The sequence below is a fragment of the Zobellella denitrificans genome, assembly GCF_002407485.1.
In the GTDB taxonomy this organism is placed as follows: domain Bacteria; phylum Pseudomonadota; class Gammaproteobacteria; order Enterobacterales; family Aeromonadaceae; genus Oceanimonas; species Oceanimonas denitrificans.
The window spans coordinates 465055-480604 of record NZ_CP012621.1; the positions used below are offsets into that span (position 1 = coordinate 465055).

Below are 15550 nucleotides of genomic sequence, written 5' to 3' on the forward strand. Positions count from 1 at the left end.
TCAATTCCAGTGGTAAACGGTGGCGAGCGGCGCTTCCTGTTGCCAGGCCAGGGGGTTGCGCAGCGGGCGGCCGAAGGCGGGCAGCTGGATTTCGAACCGATCGCCGTCCCGGGTCTGGATGCCGTCGCCGAAGCTCAGGGTCGAGGTGCCGAAGAAGTGCACGTGCACGTCGCCGGGGCGGCGGAACTGGGCGTACTTGAAGTGGTGGTGCTCCAGGTTGGCGAAGCTGTGGGCCATGTTCTCCTCGCCGGTGACGAAGGGCTTGTGCCACAGCAGCTCGCCGTCGCGCAGGATCCGGCTCTCGCCCTCGAGCCGGGCGGGCAGCGGATCCAGCCGCAGCTCGGGACCGAAGCTGCAGGCGCGCAGCTTGGAGTGGGCCAGCCACAGGTAGTTGGCCTTTTCGGTGACGTGATCGGAGAACTCGTTGCCCACCGCGTAGCCCAGGCGCCAGGGCCGGCCCCGGTCGTCGATCAGGTAGAGCCCCACCAGCTCCGGCTCTTCTCCCGCGTCCCGGGCGAAGGCGGGCACCGGCAGCGGCGCCTCCGGATGTACCAGGATGCCGCCGTCGCCCTTGTAGAACCACTCGGGCTGGGCCCCTTCGGTGCCGGCGGCGGGCTTGCCGCCGTCCAGCCCCAGCTTGAACATCTTCATCGAGTCGGTCAGCGGCTCCTCCCCGGCCGCCAGCCTGGCGTGCATGGCGGCGCGGGTGTCGGCGCTGCCCAGGTGGGTCAGGCCGGTGCCGGTGACCAGGCAGTGGGCCGGATCCGGGTGGCAGAGGGGCACCCGCAGCCGGCCTTCGCGCACCAGCTGCTCGTAGTCGAGGCGGGTGTCGCCGGCGCGCAGCAGGGCTTCCTCCGCCAGGGAACGGCCATGGGCCAGGGCGTCCCGGGCCAACTGGTAGGTACCGCCGGCCAGCTCGATCAGGCGGATGTGTTGCTCGTCTTCCACCAGGCCGACGGCCAGCCGGCCCTGGTGCTCAAATTGGATCAAACGCATGGCCTTCACTCCACTATGTTGAACTGGTCGAGGTAACGCTGGGAAAGGCTGAGTCCCAGGCCGGGCTTGTGTTCGTCGAGGTCGATAAAGCCGTTTTCCGGCGTGGGGTCGCCCTCGAAGATGTAGTAGAACAGCTCGTTGCCCACCTCGACCTCGTGCACCGGGAAGTATTCGGACATGGGCGAGGCCAGGGTGGACATGGTCAGGTGGTAGTTGTGCATCTGGCCGGCGTGGGGGATCACCGGCACCCCGTACACTTCCGCCAGGGCGTTGATCTTGTGCGCCGCCGTGATGCCGCCGACCCGGTTGGTGTCGTACTGGATCACCGACACCGCCCGCTTGTCGAGCAACTGGCGGAAGCCGTGGCTGGTGAACTCGTGCTCGCCGCCGGAGATGGGAATGGCGGTCAGCCGGTTCAGCTCGGCGTAGCCGTCGATGTCATCGGCGAGCACCGGCTCTTCCAGCCAGCGCGGCTCGAACTTCTCAAGCTTCGGCAGCATGCGCTTGGCATATTCCAGGTTCCAGCCCATGTAGCACTCCAGCATCAGATCCACGTCCGGCCCTATCACCTCGCGCACCGCCGCCACGCTGTCCAGGTTCTTGCGCATGCCTTCGGGGCCGTCCTTGGGGCCGTAGCCGAAGCGCATCTTCATGGACGTGAAGCCCTGATCCAGGTAGCGCTGGGCCTCGGCCTGCATCTCGCCGAGGTCGGTGCGGTAGAGCTTGGAGGCGTAGCAGGGGATCTTCTCCTTGGTGCGGCCGCCCAGCAGCTTGAACACCGGCCGTCCGGTGGCCTTGCCCATCAGATCCCAAAGCGCGATGTCGATGGCGGAAATGGCGGCCATGGCCACGCCCTTGCGGCCCCAGGCGTGGGTGGAGCGGTACATGCGCTGCCACAGGTATTCGTAGTCGAAGGGGTCGTGGCCCAGCACCAGGGGGGCCAGGTACTGGTCGATGATGGCCTTGGCGATGCGCGGGGCCAGGGCCACGTTGCCGATGCCCACCAGGCCGTCGTCGGTCTCCACTTCCACCACGGTCCAGCCGTGGAAGCGGAAGGTGCCCATGGAGTCGCCCTTGTCCCACAGCAGATCCATGGCGTTGGAGCAGAAGTGGGGCTGGGGCGGCACCGTGTGGCCTTTCCATTCGAATACCCGGGCGCGTACATTGGTGATTTTCATATAATTAATTCCTTATAAAACAATTGCTTGAATATTGTTTGCAAGTTTGTTCGGGCAAGGCTTGCCCGTCCGGGGCCGTTTCCGGACCCGCGCCGTCTCTTTGTTAGCCGTGCTGTGCCTTAGCCGGTGGCGGCCAGGGTCCGTCGCCGCCTGGCCAGCCCCATGCGGCAGGCGATGTCGAAGGCGTTGCGGGTCGGCCCCACCCGGGCCCTGCCCTGGCCGGCGATGTCGAAGGCGGTGCCGTGGGCCGGGGTGGTGATGGGGATGGGCAGGCCGCCCTGCACCGTCACCCCCTGGGAAAAGCCGAGCAGCTTGATGGCGATCTGGCCCTGGTCGTGGTACATGGTGACCACGGCGTCGAAGTCACCGTCCCGGGCGCGGATGAACAGGGTGTCCGCCGGGTAGGGGCCGCTCACCGGGTAGCCCTCGGCCTGGCACTGGGCCACCGCCGGGGCGATGACGTCGATCTCCTCCCGGCCGCAGGTGCCGCCCTCGCCGGCGTGGGGGTTGAAGGCGGCCACCGCCACCCGGGGCGATTCGAAGCCGGCGAGGAGCAGGGCTTCGTGGATCAACTTGCTGGCCGCGACGATGCGCTCTTTGGTCACATATTGTGCCGCGTCCTTCAGCGGCACATGGGAAGAGATGCGCGAGGTCCACAGGTGCCCCAGGGTGTTGAACTCGCAGAAGTAGCCCTCCACCCCCAGGTATTCCGCGAAGAAGTGCAGCTCGTCCTCGTGCTGGAGCCCGCCCAGCTTCATGGCGTGCTTGTTGAGCGGCGCGAAGCAGATGGCGTCCACCTCGCCGGCCTGGGCCGCGTCCAGGCACAGCCGCAGTATCTCCAGGGTGGAGGCGCCGCAGGCCCCGCTCACCTCGGCGTAGCGGGCCTGCGCCGGCGCCAGGGTGTCCACCTTCAGCAGCACCGGGCCCGGGTGGTCGTGGACCTCCTCGACGCGGGCCACCACCGGCAGTTGGTGATCGGTGCCGGCCAACTGCTGGCCCTGTTGCCACTGCCATTCGTCGGCCACCAGCACGATGCGGGCCTGCTCGCCGACGCCGGGCTCGGCCAGCAGCCTGGCGATCAGTTCGGCGCCGATGCCGGCGGCATCGCCCAGGGTCAGGGCCACTACGGGTTTCAGTTCAGTCATGTTCAGGCTCCGTACATGTATTCGACCAGGCCCATGGGGATGAAGGGCACATAGGTCACCAGCATCAGGATGAGGAAGAGCACCAGGATCATCGGCAGGTTGACCCGGGTCACGTCCCACATGTCAGCCTTGGCGATGGAGCAGGAGGTGGCCAGCACCGAGGCGACCGGCGGGGTCTGCTGGCCGATGGCCAGGTTGAGGGTGACGATGATGCCGAAGTGGATGGGGTCGATGCCGATCTGCTGCACCAGCGGCATGACGATGGGCACCACCAGTATGATGGCGGCGGCCCCGTGCAGGAACATGCCGAGCAGCAGCAGCAGCACGTTGAGCAGGGCCAGCACCAGCACCGGCTCGGACGTGATGGCCAGGATCTGGCGGGCCAGTTGCTGCGGCAGCTGCATCTCGGTGAGGAAGAGGCCGAGGATGGCGGAGGTGGCCACCAGCAGCATCACCACCGAGGTCTGCACCACGCCGTCGAGCACCGCCCGGTACAGCAGCTTCAGGTTGAACTCCCGGTAGATGCAGCCGCCGATGACGATGGCCGCCAGCACGGCGATGCCCGCGCCCTCGGTGGCGGTGACGAAGCCGCCGAAGATGCCGCCGAGGATGATGATCGGCAGCAGCAGTGCCCAGAAGGCCTCTTTGAAGGCCTTGCCCAGCCGGCTCAGGGAGAAGGCCTCTTCCCGGGGCAGGTCGTATTTCACCGCGTAGTAGTAGCAGAAACCGGCCAGCATGGCGGCGCCGAGCAGGCCCGGGATGATGCCGGCCACGAACAGCTTGATCACCGAGGTGTTGGAGATGGCGCCGTAGAGGATCATCGGGATCGAGGGCGGGATGATGATCGCCAGCGAGGCGGACGACGAGGTGATGGCGGCGGCGAAGTTCTTGTTGTACTTGCGCTTCTTCATCTCGGGAATAAGGATGGAGCCGGTCGCGGCCACGTCCGCCACCGCCGAGCCGGAGATCTCGGCGAAGAACAGGGAGACCCCCACGTTGACCATGGCCAGGCCGCCGCGCACGAAGCCGACGATGGCGCTGACCAGGTTGATCAGCCGCTTGGACAGGCCCGAGGTGTTCATCAGGGCGCCGGCGAAGATGAACAGCGGAATGGCGATCAGCGGAAAGCTGGTGGCGCCGTTGAACAGGGTGAGGGGAGCGTTGACCAGGGCGTCCCAGCCCATGGTGGACCAGACGCCGACCACCGCCACCACGCCGATGGCCACGGCGATGGGCACGTTGATCAGCACCAGGGCGAACAGCGCCAGTATCACAATCAGCAGCATCATGACTTGCTCTCCTTCAGATCTTCCTCGGCCAGGCGGATGGCTTCGTCGATGGCTTCGTGTTCGGGGTCGATGCCGCTGCGCATCTTCTGCCAGGCGGCGGGCAGGCTGACCAGCTCGCACAGGATGAAGAGGGCGGCGCTGACCGGAATGACCGACTGGGTGACGTCCATGGTGATGCCGGGCAGGGAGACCATGCGATCCCAGGCCAAGACCTCCAGCACCTGGTAGCCGAACCAGCCCATGATGGCGAAGAAGCCGATGACGATGACTTCGCTCAGCACGAACAGCAGGCTGCGCAGGGCCAGGGGGGCGGCGGTGACCAGGCCGGGAAAGCCCATGTGCGCCCGCTTGAGCGCGGCCAGGCTGGCACCGTAGAAGCTGAGCCAGGCCAGGCCGATGGAGGCCACCTCGTCATACCAGATGATGGAGCTGCCGACGGCGCGGAAGAACACCGCCGCCACCACTATGGTGGTCAGGGCCAGCAGCAGGCCGATGGTGAACACTTCCAGGCCCCGCTCCAGCCAGGTTTTCAGGACGTCGAACAAGGAGGTCATGGCTTTGCCTTGGAGGGGATGGGGTGCCGCCGGGGCGGCACCTTGGGTCAGGGTTCGTGGCATGGCTTAGTTCCCCAGGGCGATGGCCTTGTCGACCAGTTGCTTGCCGTTGCCGACCTGCTCGGCGAAGCGGTCGTACACCGGCTGGCTGGCGGCCATAAAGGCGGCCTTGTCGGCGTGGTTCACCGCCATGCCGGCGGCGGCAAAGGCGTCGAGCAAGTCCTTGTCCATCCGCTCGCCTTCGTCCAGGGACCACTGCTGGGCTTCCCGGGCGGTCTCGCGGATGGCGGCCTGCACCTCTGCCGGCAGCTTGTTCCAGCCGTTTATGCCGGCTACCAGCCAGATGGGGGAATAGACGTGATCGGTGATCGACAGGAATTTCTGCACCTCGTTGAGCTTGGCGCCCTCGATATTGGTGAGCGGATTTTCCTGGCCGTCCACCACCCCGGTCTGCAGGCCGACGAACAGCTCGGAGAAGGCCATGGGGGTCGGATTGGAGCCCCACTGGGTGAACATCAGGGTGCGCCACTCGCTCTGGGGGGTGCGGATCTTGAGGCCTTTCAGATCCTCAGGGGTATTGATGGGCCTGTCGTTGTTGGTGATCTGGCGAAAGCCGTTCTCCCAGGTGGACAGCACCTTGAGGCCGCGGGCCTCGGCGGAGGCGGCCAGCTCGGTCATTACTATCTGCTCGTCGATCTTCATCAGGTGGTCCCTGTCCTGCACCAGGAAGGGCAGATCGAACAGGGCAAAGTCGTCGGAGATGGACGACATGATGGAGGAGATGGCCGCCAGGTTCACGGTGCCCAGGCGCATCTTTTGCACCAGCTGGCGTTCGTCGCCGAGCTGGGCGCTGTCGTAGTACTCCACCTGGTGGGCGTCGCCGAGCCGCTCCTGCAGCCTGTCGGCGAACAGCCTGGCGGTTTGTCCCTGCAGGCTCTGGGGGCTGCCGCCGATGGCGAACACGATTTTCTCGGCGTGGGCCTGGGGGGCGGTCAGCGCCAGGGTCAGGGCGGAGGCGGTAAGCAGTGTCTTAAGCATGGCATGGTTCCTTGTGGTGCCTGCGGGGGTGGCCCGGCAGGGAGGCGTGTCCTACTCTCGTTCGCTTGAAAACCTTAACTGGTATGCTGGTTGGTTTACCGTACCAGTTGGCATTCAATTTAGTCAGCCGCGCGGTGAAGTGTCAAGCGGATTTGTTAATCTTTTGTGTCGTGATGTTTTGATTTTGTTTGTGAAAATCTGTGATGTCTTGCTAAGGTGATTCGAGAGGTCTAGTATTTAGTCCAGTTTGGCTGGCGGAGGCGCCCATGACGATGGCACAGGAGACGGTGTTTGCCTTTGAGCAGACCCTGGAGAACAAGACCAAGAAAGACATTCTGGCGGAGAAGATCATCGAGATGATCGTCACCGGCCTGCTGCGCGACAACGACGTGCTGCCGAGCGAGCGGGAGCTGTCCCAGCTGTTCGGGGTGAGCCGGGAAACGGTGCGCGGGGCGCTGCGGCTGGTGGCGGCCTATGGCCTGATCTCGGTCTCCCACGGCAGCAAGACCCGGATCACCGCGGGGGAGGCCCAACTGGCGCGTTTTCACGACAGTTATGCCCATATGAGCCCGGTTGAGGTCAACCAGTACGATATCGATACGGTGTTCGAGAGCCGGCAGTTGATCGAGGCGGCCATCGCCCGCAAGGCGGCGGCGCGCATCGACCAGGAGGGGCTCGACAAGCTGCGCAGGATGCTGGAGGCCCAGGCCGGGATGTTCGACAATCCGGTGCACTTCCAGCTGTCGGACAAGAATTTCCACAAGCTGATCGCCGAGTACGCGGGCAACGAGCTGCTGCTCAAGTACTCGGAGGAGTTGTATTCGTACGGGCTCAATATCCGCCGCAGCGTGATGCTGGAGCCGGGCGCCATCGCCCGCAGCTATGCAGAACACTGCCAGATCGTCGAGGCCCTGGCCCGGGGCGACGGCGCCGCCGCCGAGCAGGCCATGCTCGGCCACCTGACCAGCGTCTACAACACCACCCGGGAGAAAATGCCGGGCTGAGAGAGCCGGCCCGGGTGTGGGGTGGGTATATTGCTTCTAGCCTTCGGCTTCCAGCTGCAACTTGTGAACGATGGGGGCGTTGGCGGCGGGAAAGTCGTAGCGATGCAGCTCCGGGATGGGCACCCAGCGGCTGGGCTGGCCTTCGCGGCCGTGGGCTTCGCCCTCGAAGGCGGTGACCTTGCGGATATCCAGGGTCACCTGCTTGTCGCCGTAGTCGTGCTCGATGCGCATAAAGGGTTGGCAGCTCGCCACCCGGATGCCGATCTCCTCTTCCAGCTCGCGGGCCAGGGCCTGGGGCACGGTCTCGCCGGCTTCCACCTTGCCGCCCGGGAACTCCCACTTGCAGGCCTGGTGCTGGCTTTCGCCGCGCCGGCAGATAAAGATGTCGCCGGTGCCGTTCTCGATCACGCCCACCGCCACCAGCACGCTTTTCTTCGGGCCGGCCTCAGTATTCATTTTCATCGTCCTGCTCCGGCAGCCAGGCGGGATCGCCGGGAATGCGCTTTTCCTCGTCGGCCCATTCGCCGAGATCGATCAGTTGGCAGCGCTTGCTGCAGAAGGGGCGGTAGGGGCTCTGTTCGCCCCATTCCACGGGGGTGCCACAGGTGGGGCAGGGGACTGTGGTGATGGTGCTCATTTGATATTGGCCAGTTCGAAGTCGACATTGCCGGGATCGTGATTGCCGACCGGCATAAAACGGATGGTGAAGCGGTACTTGCTGCCGCTGACCACCGGATAGACGGCGAGCTCGGCCGGCAGCCGCAGGCGGATCATCTCGGTGAACTCGGCGCCGTCCTGGAAAAAGCCGCCCACCGCCTGCTGGGGGCGGAACTGGCCGGCTTCCCGCCACAGGGTCAGCAGCAGTTCCAGCCCCTGCTGCAGCAATTGCAGCTGGGCCAGCCAGCCGTCGATGTCCTGTTGCTGGCGCACCACCGGCAGGTTCAGCCAGTAGTGCAGCTGGGGCACGTCGAAGGGGCAGAGGCCGCCGGGAATGGCGAAACGGCTGCGCACGGCGGCGAGCAGCTTGTCTTCCCGCAGCTGCTGGCCCAGGCGGGCCGCCCGGGGCAACTGCTGGGCCAGTTGCTCCAGCTGGCCTTGCAGCTGGGCCAGGGCGGTGGCGTCCACCCCCGGCACCTGGGACCAGGCGGCCAGCCTGCCCCGCTGGGCCTCCAGATCCTTGGCCAGATCGCTGCGGACATCGCAACGCTCCAGCAGCTCCATGATGTCCAGCAGCGCCTTGAACAGGGCGGTGGCCTGGCCGGGGGCCGAGAGCTCCCGGCACAGACGGATCTGTTGCTGCAGTTCGTTCAGGCGCAGGTAGTTGCGGCACTTCTCGTTGAGGGGGAATTCATAAACCAGTGATGACATAAGGCTCCGGCCTGCAGAGTGACGGCGGTAATGGGGGCAAGTTTACCCGCATCAGTCGGTGATAAACAAATCGAGCAGCCGGTTCAGGAAACGGCGCCCCAGGGGCGTGACCCGCCAGTGTTGTTCGTCTTCGACCAGCAGTTCCAGCCGCATCGCCTCCGACAGCGGCGCAGACAGGCGTTCGGGGGCCAGGCCGGTCAGCCGGGTGAATTCGTCCCGGGGGATGGGCTCGAACAGGCGCAGCCGGTTCATGAAGTATTCCAGCGACAGATCCTGCGGCGCCACCGGCCAGTACTGGTCCAGATAGGGGCGTCCCGGCTCCAGGTAGCCCTTGGGGTGCTTGACCTTGACGGTGCGCACCAGCTTGCCTTCAAGCGGCAGGGTGACCTTGCCGTGGGCGCCGCAGCCGATGCCCAGGTAGTCGCCGAAGCGCCAGTAGTTGAGGTTGTGCCTGGCCTCATGGCCGGGTCTGGCGTAGGCGGACACCTCGTACTGGCGGTAGCCCCGGGCCAGCAGCAGGGCGTGGCCCTGCTCGTAGATGTCGGCCAGCACCTCGTCTTCCGGCAGGGCCGGCGGGCGCGAGGCGAAGGGGGTGTTGGGCTCTATGGTGAGCTGGTACCAGGACAGGTGCGGCGGCGCCAGTGCGAGCGCCTGCTCCAGATCCTGGAGGGCGTCTTCCGGGCGCTGTTCGGGCAGGCCGTGCATCAGATCCAGGTTGAAGGTCCTGAGCCCCACGCTCGCCGCCTCCCGGGCGGCGAAGCGGGCCTGCTCCGGGTCGTGGATGCGGCCCAGGCGGGCGAGCTGGTCCGGCTGGAAGCTCTGCACGCCGATGGAGATGCGGTTGACGCCGGCTTCCCGAAAGCCGCGGAAGCGGCCGGCTTCCACCGTGCCCGGGTTGGCCTCCAGGGTGATTTCGATATCTGCCTCGAAGGGGACCAGTTGCGCCACGCCGGCCAGCAGCCGGGCGATGGCCTCGGGGCTGAGCAGGCTGGGGGTGCCGCCACCGATGAAGATGCTGTGCAGCCGTCGCCCCTGCACCAGGTGCAGATCCTGGCGCAGATCGTCGAGCAGGGCGTCCACATAGGCCTGTTCGGGGATGGCGTCCTTCAGGGCGTGGGAGTTGAAGTCGCAGTAGGGGCACTTCTGCACGCACCAGGGTATATGCACATAGAGGCTGAGCGGCGGCAGTTGCAGCATCAGGCTTCCTCGTGCAGCAGCGCCTGCAACTGGCGCAGGGCCTTGCCTCGGTGGCTCAGGCGGTTTTTTTCTTCCGGGCTCAGCTCGGCGGCGGTCTTGCCGGCCCCGGGCACCAGGAAGACAGGATCGTAGCCGAAGCCGCCCTCGCCCCGGGGGGCCTCGGTGATGGCGCCGGTCCAGTGGCCGGTGCAGATAAGCGGGGTGGGGTCGTCCGCGTGGCGCAGGTAGACCAGCACGCACCAGAAGGTGGCTTTGCGAAGACCGCTGGGCAGCCCTTCCAGATCGGCCAGCAGCTGCGCCACATTTTGCTCGTCGGTGGCGGCGGGGCCGGCGAAGCGGGCGGAATAGACACCGGGGCGGCCGTCGAGGGCGTCCACCGTCAGGCCGGAGTCGTCGGCGATGGCGGGCAGGCCGGTTGCGCGCGCCGCGTGCCGGGCCTTGATGATGGCGTTTTCCACGAAGGTGGTGCCGGTTTCGTCTGCGTCCGCCACGCCGAATTCACTCTGGGGCACCACCTTCATGCCCAGCCCGCCGAGCAGGCTTTGCAGTTCGGCAACTTTCTTGGCGTTGCCGGAAGCCAGGACGATTTGTTTGCTCACCTTGTGTTCCTGTCGGGATACCGTTGGCGGCCATGATAACACCGTGACCGCCAGAAGTGAGGGGGAGGTAGTGAGGAGTGAGGGGAAAGGAGTGAGACGTGGTTCCCTCTCGCCTCACCCCTGAAGCCTCACCGGCAAGACCTTAGTCGGTATAGAAGGTATGGCGGAAGGAGAACTGGCCGCCCTGCTGCGGGCCCTGGATATCGATGGTGAACAGTACGTTGTCTTCGTTGCGGTAGGGGTACTCGGCGATGTAGTAGATGGAGTCGCCTTCCCGCACCGTCTGGAAGTTCAGCCGGCGCACGGTGCCGAGCAGGGTCTTGCCTTCGCCGCTCAGGTTCACCTGCTGGGTAACGCCATTGGCGTCGGTCACCGCTATGTTGACCAGGCCGTTGAAGCGGCTGCGTTCTATGTTGTAGCTGCGCGCCACTTCCGGGGTGAGGAAGGTGGAGGCGAAGGCGCTGTAATGCACCGTCCAGTTGCCGACCCGGGTTTCGGCACCGGTCACCTGGGAGGCAAACAGCAGTGTCAGGGCGGAGAGGATGATTTTGAACATGGCAAATCCTTACATGGCTGGGAGCGTTATTGTTAGTTTAGGCCGGCTTGGCCAGGAGTTCCGCCAGTGCCGGCGGGATTTCCCGGGGGGACTCGATCACCAGCTTCTTGTGGCGGCTGGTTTCGCCGGCCAGCAGCACCACCCGGGACTTGGGCACCCGGCACTGTTTGGCCAGCCATTTTTGCAGGTGGGCATTGGCCTGGCCATCCACCGGCGGCGCCGTGATGGCCAGGCGGAGTTCGTCGCCGTGCAGGCCGAGGAACTGATCCCGGCTGGACTTGGGCTGCAGGTACAGGCTGAGATAGAGCCGGTCCTGCTCCAGCCGGACCGCCTGGGTCACAGCTGCCACCATAGTGGCCCAATCAGGTCCCCAAGCAGCCAGTTCAGCGCCTGCAGGGCGATAAAGGCCACCAGTATCGACAGATCCAGGCCGCCCATGGGCGGAATGATGCGGCGCAGGGGGGCCAGCAGCGGCTCGGTGAGCTGGTGCAGCACATATTCTATCTGGCTGCGGCCCTGGCTGACCCAGCTCATCAGGGCGCGGACGATCAGGATCCAGAACAGCATGACACCGGCCTTCTTCAGCACCGTGATCAGGCCGACCAGCACCACCGTGCTCCAGTCCGCGTAGAGCAGGTTCATGGCCTTGAACAGCAGCAGCTTGGCGGTGGCCACCAGCACCGCCAGCACCACGGCGGCGAAGTCGATGCCGAAGAAACCGGGAATGAAGCGGCGCAGTGGCATCAGCGGCGGATTGGTGGCTTTGACCACGAACTGGCTGAAGGGGTTGTAGAAGTCGGCCCGGACCCACTGCAGCCAGATGCGCAACAGCACCACCATAAGGTAAAGGTCGAAGAGGGTATTAATCAGGTAATAGGCTGTGTTCATTATTATTCCTTAGAGCTGGGTTTCCAGTTCCCGGGCACGGGCGACGGCGGCGGCCATGGCCTCGGCCACCAGCTGCTCCAGTCCCCCTTCCTGGAAACGGCGAATGGCTTCGGCGGTGGTCCCCCCCTTGGAGGTGACCTGGGCGCGAAGCTCGGCCAGGGTCAGCCCGGGATTGGCGGCCACCATCTGGGCGGCGCCCAGGGCGCTCTGTTGCACCAGCAGGCGGGCTTCCTCGGCGGAAAACCCCTGTTTTTCAGCCTCCGCCGCCATGGCCTCCATAAAGAGGAAGAAATAGGCCGGCGCGCTGCCGGCGGCGGCGATCACCTGGTTGATGCCATCCTCCTCGGCCACCCAGAGGATCTTGCCCACCGCGGCCATCATCTGGCCGCAGTAGTCCCGATCGACCTGGCTCACATGGGATTTGGCGTAGAGACCGGTCATGCCCAAGCCCAGCAGGGAGGGGGTATTGGGCATGGTGCGGATCAGGTTGTCGTGGCCGCCGGCCATCTGCTCCAGCCGGGCCACACTGACGCCGGCGGCGATGGAGATCAGCAGCTTGCCCTTGAAGTCGGTGCCGGCCTGTACCAGCTCCGCCAGCATGGCGGCCATCATCTGGGGCTTGACCGCCAGCACCAGGGCCTGGGCCCAGCCGGCGGCTTCCAGGTTGTCCTGGGTGGTGCGGATGCCGAAGTCGGCGGCGAGGGCGTCCAGCTTGGGGCGGGAGGGATTGGCGGCCAGGATCAGATCGGCCGGGTAACCCGACTTGATCAGCCCGGCGATCAGGCTGCGAGACATGTTGCCCGCACCGATAAAGGCGAGTTTTCTGTGTTCCATCAATGATCACTCAAGGGTTGCGAGAGCCAAATATAGCCGTGCCAACCCTTACCAGGGTACTGCCACAGGCCACTGCGAGTTCTAAATCGTTGCTCATCCCCATCGACAGGGTGTCCAGCTGGGGGTGTTTTTCCGCCATTCTATCAAAGAGTTGCTTCAACTCTAGCAATTGTGTCCCGAGCCGCTGCTCATCCCCGGTGTCCTCGGGGATGGTCATCAGGCCGCGCAGGCACAGGCCCGGCAAGGCGCTGACCTGTTCCGCCAGGGATTCCACCTCATCCGGTGCCAGGCCGGATTTGCTGGCCTCGCCGCTCACGTTGACCTGCAGGCAGATGTTGAGCGGGCGCATGTGCACCGGGCGCTGATCGCTGAGCCGCTGGGCGATTTTGAGCCGGTCCACCGTCTGCACCCAGTCGAAATGCTCGGCCACCAGCCGGCTCTTGTTGGATTGCAGCGGGCCAATCAAATGCCAGCTGATCTCCGGACAGCGGGTTTTCAGCGCCATTATCTTGTCGACCGCCTCCTGCACATAGTTTTCACCGAACTGGCGTTGGCCGGCGGCGTAGGCGGCTTCGATATCGGCGACGGGCTTGGTCTTGCTGACTGCCAGCAGCTGAATGTCGTGCTCGCGGCGGCCACAGGCGCCGGCGGCGGCGGCGATTCTGTCGTGAACCTCTGTCAGGTGCTGTACGATAGTATTCATATAATAAGTAACCAGGGGCGACGGAGAGTTTATTATGGATATTACGGAACTTTTGGCGTTTAGTGTAAAGCATAATGCATCGGATCTGCACCTGTCCGCCGGGGTGCAGCCGCTGATCCGGGTGGACGGGGAGGTGCGCAAGATCAACCTGCCGGTACTGGAGCACAGGGACGTGCACCGTTTGGTGTACGACATCATGAACGATCGCCAGCGCAAGGAGCTGGAAGAAAACTTCGAGGTCGACTTTTCCTTCGAGCTGCCGGGCCTGGCCCGCTTCCGGGTGAATGCCTACCATCAGTCCCGCGGCGCGGCGGCGGCTTTTCGAGTGATCCCGAGCGAGGTATGGAACCTGGAACAGCTGGGAGCGCCCGATATCTTCCGCCGCATCGCCGAGTACCCGCGCGGCCTGGTGCTGGTCACCGGCCCCACCGGCTCGGGCAAGTCCACCACCCTGGCGGCGATGATCGACCACATCAACGAGAGTTTCAACAAGCATATCCTCACCATCGAAGACCCCATCGAATTCGTGCACGGCAACAAAAAGTGCCTGGTCAACCAGCGGGAAGTGCACCGGGACACCCATTCCTTCAGCAACGCCCTGCGCTCGGCGCTGCGGGAGGATCCCGACATCATACTGGTGGGAGAACTGCGGGATCTGGAAACCATCCGCCTGGCGCTCACCGCCGCCGAAACCGGCCACCTGGTGTTCGGTACCCTGCATACCTCCTCGGCGGCCAAGACCATAGACCGCATCATCGACGTCTTTCCCGGGGCCGAGAAGGACATGGTACGCTCCATGCTTTCCGAATCCCTGCGTGCGGTGATCTCCCAGACCCTGCTCAAGAAGGTGAACGGCGGCCGGGTTGCCGCCCACGAGATCATGCTGGGCACACCGGCGATCCGCAACCTGATCCGCGAGGACAAGGTGGCCCAGATGTACTCGGTGATCCAGACCGGCATGGCGCACGGCATGCAGACCATGGATCAATGCCTCAAGTTGCTGGTCAGCAGCGGCATGGTGGCGCCGGTGGACGCCCGGGCCAAGGCAGTGGATCCCCAGAGTATCTGACAACCGGAGGTGACATGGAACTGACCCCCTTGCTCAAGGCCATGCTGGAACAGCAGGCTTCGGACATGTATATCTCGGTGGGCATAGCCCCCACCATCAAGACCCAGGGACGGCTGCAACCGCTCGGTGGGGAGCTGCTGACCGAGGCCCAGGCCCTGGCGCTGGTGGAGTCCTGCATGAACGATGACTGGCGGGAGCGTTTTCACCGCCACAAGGAGGCCAACTTCGCCATTACCGACGAGCAGGCCGGCCGCTTCCGGGTGAGTGCCTTCTGGCAACAGGAAAAGGCGGGCATGGTCATCCGGCGCATCGAAAGCCGCATCCCCACCTTCGAGGAGTTGTACCTGCCCGAGGTGTTGCGCGAGGTGGCCATGACCAAGCGTGGTCTGGTGCTGTTCGTGGGGGGCACCGGCACCGGCAAGTCCACCACCCAGGCGGCCATGATAGGTCACCGCAACCGCCATGCGGGCGGCCATATCCTCACCATCGAGGATCCGGTGGAATACCTTCATCAGCATGGCCAGTCCATCGTGACCCAGCGGGAGGTGGGCATCGACACCGAGTCCTTCGACGCCGCCCTGAAAAGCTCCCTGCGCCAGGCGCCGGACGTGATCCTGATCGGCGAGATCCGCTCGGAGGAGACCATGGGGTTCGCCCTGGCCTTCGCCGAGACCGGCCATCTGTGCATGGCCACCCTGCACGCCAACAACGCCAACCAGGCGCTGGACCGGATCATGCACCTGGTGCCGGAAAGCAAGCACCGCCAGTTGCTGTTCGATCTGTCGTTCAACCTCAAGGCGATCGTGGCCCAGCAACTGATCCCCACCCGCGACGGCTCGCACCGCCGGGGTGCCTTCGAGGTACTGCTCAATAGTCCCCTGGTGGCGGATCTGATCCGCAAGGGCGAGATGCACCGGCTCAAGGAGGTCATGGCCAAGTCCCGGGAGCTCGGCATGCAGACCTTCGATCAGGCGCTGTTTGACCTCTATGCCCAGCACCATATAGGCTACACCGAAGCCCTGGCCTATGCCGACTCGCCCAACGACCTGCGGCTGATGATCAAGCTGCATGGCGGTGGCGGGCTGGATGCGGGCATGCTCGATAACGTGACGATAGAATCTTAGAGGACCCT

The 15550-nt window shown here is 64.9% G+C and carries 19 protein-coding genes; 3 read left to right on the forward strand and 16 right to left on the reverse strand.

Annotated elements, in window-relative coordinates:
- The 6 genes from araD1 to AN401_RS02190 all read right to left on the reverse strand — a co-directional run bounded on the left by araD1 (window position 1) and on the right by AN401_RS02190 (window position 6200).
- A complete protein-coding gene (gene araD1 / locus AN401_RS02165) occupies window positions 1-996 on the reverse strand; it encodes an AraD1 family protein (RefSeq protein WP_096778417.1) in 996 nt (331 codons plus the stop codon).
- 5 nt (window positions 997-1001) lie between these two features.
- Window positions 1002-2174 (reverse strand): L-rhamnonate dehydratase, encoded by a 1173-nt coding sequence (locus AN401_RS02170; protein WP_094038561.1) that lies wholly within the window; start codon window positions 2172-2174, stop codon window positions 1002-1004.
- Between the two features lie 119 nt (window positions 2175-2293).
- On the reverse strand, window positions 2294-3319 hold the full coding sequence (locus AN401_RS02175) for a 4-hydroxythreonine-4-phosphate dehydrogenase PdxA (protein WP_096778418.1): 1026 nt from the start codon (window positions 3317-3319) through the stop codon (window positions 2294-2296).
- Window positions 3320-3321: 2 nt separating this feature from the next.
- Window positions 3322-4608, reverse strand: a complete 1287-nt coding sequence (locus tag AN401_RS02180) for a TRAP transporter large permease (RefSeq protein ID WP_094038559.1) — start codon at window positions 4606-4608, stop codon at window positions 3322-3324.
- Window positions 4605-5162, reverse strand: coding sequence for a TRAP transporter small permease (locus AN401_RS02185; protein ID WP_198401790.1), 558 nt, complete (start codon window positions 5160-5162; stop codon window positions 4605-4607). Before AN401_RS02185 ends, AN401_RS02180 begins: the two co-directional genes overlap by 4 nt.
- Window positions 5163-5228: 66 nt before the next feature.
- On the reverse strand, window positions 5229-6200 hold the full coding sequence (locus tag AN401_RS02190; RefSeq protein WP_094038558.1) for a TRAP transporter substrate-binding protein: 972 nt from the start codon (window positions 6198-6200) through the stop codon (window positions 5229-5231).
- Window positions 6201-6466: 266 nt separating this feature from the next.
- Between AN401_RS02190 and AN401_RS02195 the strand changes: the two genes are divergently transcribed.
- Window positions 6467-7204 carry a FadR/GntR family transcriptional regulator gene (locus tag AN401_RS02195; protein ID WP_198401791.1) on the forward strand — a complete coding sequence of 246 codons (738 nt, stop codon included), beginning with the start codon at window positions 6467-6469 and terminating at the stop codon, window positions 7202-7204.
- Between the two features lie 36 nt (window positions 7205-7240).
- On the opposite strand, the gene mutT is transcribed toward AN401_RS02195, so the two are convergent.
- The 10 genes from mutT to AN401_RS02245 form a co-directional block, all read right to left on the reverse strand.
- A complete protein-coding gene (mutT, locus tag AN401_RS02200; protein ID WP_096778419.1) occupies window positions 7241-7660 on the reverse strand; it encodes an 8-oxo-dGTP diphosphatase MutT in 420 nt (139 codons plus the stop codon).
- Window positions 7650-7841, reverse strand: a complete 192-nt coding sequence (gene yacG / locus AN401_RS02205; RefSeq protein ID WP_094038556.1) for a DNA gyrase inhibitor YacG — start codon at window positions 7839-7841, stop codon at window positions 7650-7652. The genes mutT and yacG overlap by 11 nt, the downstream gene beginning before the upstream one ends.
- Window positions 7838-8572 carry a cell division protein ZapD gene (gene zapD, locus AN401_RS02210; RefSeq protein WP_096778420.1) on the reverse strand — a complete coding sequence of 245 codons (735 nt, stop codon included), beginning with the start codon at window positions 8570-8572 and terminating at the stop codon, window positions 7838-7840. Before zapD ends, yacG begins: the two co-directional genes overlap by 4 nt.
- Window positions 8573-8623: 51 nt before the next feature.
- Window positions 8624-9769: a radical SAM family heme chaperone HemW gene (hemW, locus tag AN401_RS02215; protein WP_094038554.1), complete on the reverse strand. Its 1146-nt coding sequence runs from the start codon at window positions 9767-9769 to the stop codon at window positions 8624-8626.
- Window positions 9769-10368, reverse strand: coding sequence for an RdgB/HAM1 family non-canonical purine NTP pyrophosphatase (gene rdgB, locus AN401_RS02220; RefSeq protein ID WP_096778421.1), 600 nt, complete (start codon window positions 10366-10368; stop codon window positions 9769-9771). The genes hemW and rdgB overlap by 1 nt, the downstream gene beginning before the upstream one ends.
- A gap of 142 nt (window positions 10369-10510) precedes the next feature.
- Window positions 10511-10924, reverse strand: a complete 414-nt coding sequence (locus tag AN401_RS02225) for a DUF4426 domain-containing protein (RefSeq protein ID WP_096778422.1) — start codon at window positions 10922-10924, stop codon at window positions 10511-10513.
- Between the two features lie 37 nt (window positions 10925-10961).
- A complete protein-coding gene (locus AN401_RS02230) occupies window positions 10962-11276 on the reverse strand; it encodes a DUF167 family protein (protein ID WP_094038551.1) in 315 nt (104 codons plus the stop codon).
- Complete coding sequence (locus AN401_RS02235; RefSeq protein ID WP_094038550.1) at window positions 11261-11812, reverse strand: YggT family protein; 552 nt, start codon at window positions 11810-11812, stop codon at window positions 11261-11263. The genes AN401_RS02230 and AN401_RS02235 overlap by 16 nt, the downstream gene beginning before the upstream one ends.
- Before the next feature lie 9 nt (window positions 11813-11821).
- Window positions 11822-12646 carry a pyrroline-5-carboxylate reductase gene (gene proC / locus AN401_RS02240; RefSeq protein ID WP_096778423.1) on the reverse strand — a complete coding sequence of 275 codons (825 nt, stop codon included), beginning with the start codon at window positions 12644-12646 and terminating at the stop codon, window positions 11822-11824.
- 10 nt (window positions 12647-12656) lie between these two features.
- Complete coding sequence (locus AN401_RS02245; protein WP_096778424.1) at window positions 12657-13349, reverse strand: YggS family pyridoxal phosphate-dependent enzyme; 693 nt, start codon at window positions 13347-13349, stop codon at window positions 12657-12659.
- 31 nt (window positions 13350-13380) lie between these two features.
- Here AN401_RS02245 and AN401_RS02250 point away from each other — a divergent pair, with 31 nt between their 5' ends.
- Together AN401_RS02250 and AN401_RS02255 are read left to right on the forward strand one after the other, a co-directional pair.
- Window positions 13381-14418: a PilT/PilU family type 4a pilus ATPase gene (locus AN401_RS02250; RefSeq protein WP_438273030.1), complete on the forward strand. Its 1038-nt coding sequence runs from the start codon at window positions 13381-13383 to the stop codon at window positions 14416-14418.
- 14 nt (window positions 14419-14432) lie between these two features.
- Complete coding sequence (locus AN401_RS02255; RefSeq protein ID WP_096778425.1) at window positions 14433-15542, forward strand: PilT/PilU family type 4a pilus ATPase; 1110 nt, start codon at window positions 14433-14435, stop codon at window positions 15540-15542.
- Window positions 15543-15550 lie beyond the last annotated feature (8 nt).

Excerpts from the sequence above, each read along its gene's own strand:
- AN401_RS02225 (WP_096778422.1), bottom strand. The coding sequence starts at position 10,924 with ATGTTCAAAATCATCCTCTCCGCCCTGACACTGCTGTTTGCCTCCCAG.
- AN401_RS02230 (WP_094038551.1), bottom strand. The coding sequence starts at position 11,276 with ATGGTGGCAGCTGTGACCCAGGCGGTCCGGCTGGAGCAGGACCGGCTC.
- AN401_RS02180 (WP_094038559.1), bottom strand. The coding sequence starts at position 4,608 with ATGATGCTGCTGATTGTGATACTGGCGCTGTTCGCCCTGGTGCTGATC.
- proC (WP_096778423.1), bottom strand. The coding sequence starts at position 12,646 with ATGGAACACAGAAAACTCGCCTTTATCGGTGCGGGCAACATGTCTCGC.
- AN401_RS02175 (WP_096778418.1), bottom strand. The coding sequence starts at position 3,319 with ATGACTGAACTGAAACCCGTAGTGGCCCTGACCCTGGGCGATGCCGCC.
- yacG (WP_094038556.1), bottom strand. The coding sequence starts at position 7,841 with ATGAGCACCATCACCACAGTCCCCTGCCCCACCTGTGGCACCCCCGTG.
- AN401_RS02185 (WP_198401790.1), bottom strand. The coding sequence starts at position 5,162 with ATGACCTCCTTGTTCGACGTCCTGAAAACCTGGCTGGAGCGGGGCCTG.
- araD1 (WP_096778417.1), bottom strand. The coding sequence starts at position 996 with ATGCGTTTGATCCAATTTGAGCACCAGGGCCGGCTGGCCGTCGGCCTG.
- AN401_RS02245 (WP_096778424.1), bottom strand. The coding sequence starts at position 13,349 with ATGAATACTATCGTACAGCACCTGACAGAGGTTCACGACAGAATCGCC.
- zapD (WP_096778420.1), bottom strand. The coding sequence starts at position 8,572 with ATGTCATCACTGGTTTATGAATTCCCCCTCAACGAGAAGTGCCGCAAC.
- AN401_RS02170 (WP_094038561.1), bottom strand. The coding sequence starts at position 2,174 with ATGAAAATCACCAATGTACGCGCCCGGGTATTCGAATGGAAAGGCCAC.
- hemW (WP_094038554.1), bottom strand. The coding sequence starts at position 9,769 with ATGCTGCAACTGCCGCCGCTCAGCCTCTATGTGCATATACCCTGGTGC.
- mutT (WP_096778419.1), bottom strand. The coding sequence starts at position 7,660 with ATGAATACTGAGGCCGGCCCGAAGAAAAGCGTGCTGGTGGCGGTGGGC.
- AN401_RS02255 (WP_096778425.1), top strand. The coding sequence starts at position 14,433 with ATGGAACTGACCCCCTTGCTCAAGGCCATGCTGGAACAGCAGGCTTCG.
- AN401_RS02235 (WP_094038550.1), bottom strand. The coding sequence starts at position 11,812 with ATGAACACAGCCTATTACCTGATTAATACCCTCTTCGACCTTTACCTT.
- AN401_RS02195 (WP_198401791.1), top strand. The coding sequence starts at position 6,467 with ATGACGATGGCACAGGAGACGGTGTTTGCCTTTGAGCAGACCCTGGAG.
- AN401_RS02190 (WP_094038558.1), bottom strand. The coding sequence starts at position 6,200 with ATGCTTAAGACACTGCTTACCGCCTCCGCCCTGACCCTGGCGCTGACC.